Source organism: Holospora curviuscula (genome assembly GCF_002930195.1).
GTDB classification, from domain to species: domain Bacteria; phylum Pseudomonadota; class Alphaproteobacteria; order Holosporales; family Holosporaceae; genus Holospora; species Holospora curviuscula.
Map to the genome: position 1 here is coordinate 1 of NZ_PHHC01000045.1, position 1,661 is coordinate 1,661.

Annotated in this window: 1 protein-coding gene and 1 pseudogene; both read left to right on the forward strand. The window is 35.3% G+C overall.

Going from position 1 to position 1,661, the window contains the following annotated elements:
- The first annotated feature begins 215 nt into the window (after positions 1 to 215).
- Positions 216 to 431 (forward strand): hypothetical protein, encoded by a 216-nt coding sequence (locus HCUR_RS07630; RefSeq protein WP_129591798.1) that lies wholly within the window; start codon positions 216 to 218, stop codon positions 429 to 431.
- A 1,019-nt stretch (positions 432 to 1,450) separates the two neighbouring features.
- Positions 1,451 to 1,661, forward strand: a pseudogene (locus HCUR_RS00755) (transposase family protein); the annotation flags it as partial.

A 1,661-nucleotide genomic window follows, 5' to 3' on the forward strand; every position in this document is an offset into this window, starting at 1 on the left:
GATACGCGCTTTTGCTAAAGAGGCTAGGCCAAGGGAATGAATAAAAGCAACGCGCTCACAGTAATACCGAAAATATTGGATTGGCTGAATAGTAAAGGATCGATTCTCTCTATAGATGCCATGGGATTTCAAAAAAAATTGCAGATAAAATCCTGGGTAAAGGAAGACATTATCTATTTTCTCTCAAAGGTAATCAGGAAAATCTTTTAGATGATGTGACGCGATATTTTGAAAAAGCACCATTAGAAAAGATTAAATATTGCAAAAATTATGATAAGGGGAACGCTAGGATTGAAGTTAGAAAATGCTCGGTAAGTCAGGATAGTCAATGGCTCATCTTAAATACCCCTAATGGGCTTTCCATTAAAAGCATGGCGCGGATAGAATCGGCTTGTAAGATAAAAGGCAAGTGTTCTAGTGAAGTGCGGTAGTATGGATCTTCTTTAGAAGTTAGTCCTGAAACAATGCTCTCATATATTAAAAGCCATTGGGGCCTTACATTGGCTAGTACAGAGGTCATTTGGTGAGGATCAAAGGAGCACACGAAAAGAAAACGCTCCCCAAGCTATGGCGATAATCACGCATATAGCTCTGAACAAACTCAGATGCCAAGATAATCAATCAAGAGGTTCAGAAAAATGAGGTGGCTGGAGTGACGACATACTTTTCTGTATTTTGAAACAAAATTTTTTATGCGGTGGCCTTGATGGCTATAGTAATTTAGCTTAAAATAAGATTAAATGTGTTATAATTGGAAAAAAGTGATAATAAGACAAAAACAGCCTAGAGTTAAAAGAAAGTGTAATATGTATACATAAAATTAGCTAACAATCACAAAAAGCGCAATAATTAGTTATTGTAGCGTAAATAGAGAGTAGATACGATACGAAAAAGAAAAAGTAATCAAACCTAAAGCACAATTACGCAGCACAGGGAATGTAGATCCCAGTCAGCTAAAAATGTATGTTAAAAATGAACAAATCGCTATACTATATTAACGCAAGCCTTGCTTCTGTTTTTAGGAGGCTTAAAAAGTTAGGCTTTACCTATAAAAAACCCGTGCCCTCTGGAGAGGTTTAGAAAGCAATAAATATCAAGAAACAATCAACTTAATTATTGGGGAGAACAGTTTTTAATCAAAATAATAAAAACCCGACTTGGTTAGGGGTTATGCTTCATTTCATCAATCAAAAAAGACTAAAGCGTTCATCGAATTTATTGGTTGAAAAATAATATTTTTATCTCCTTATTCACACGCTCTAAATTCTATAGAAAAATTCTGGGCTTATATGAGATGGATTGAGGATAGAATTACAAAATGCGCTCAATGATATGAGTCTATAACTCGCTTCTTTTTATACCTAATACAATAGACCACTTGAGAAACTGAATTAAATTTAAAGTTTGATGTAAACGCTCCGTAGAAGGATCTGTCATGAAGTAGGAAACCATGAAAAATATAGAAGGCGAACAATTTTATCGTTTAACAGGCGTTAAAAGATCACCTTTTGAAAAGATGCTTGATATTTTCAGAGAAGCCGAAGGCCTTAAGAAAGCGAAAGGCGGTGGAAAGAACACGCTTATTTTAGAGGATCGCCTTCTTATGGCTCTTGAGTACATCCGGGAATACCCGTACTTATTTCCATATAAGTCAAAGCTAT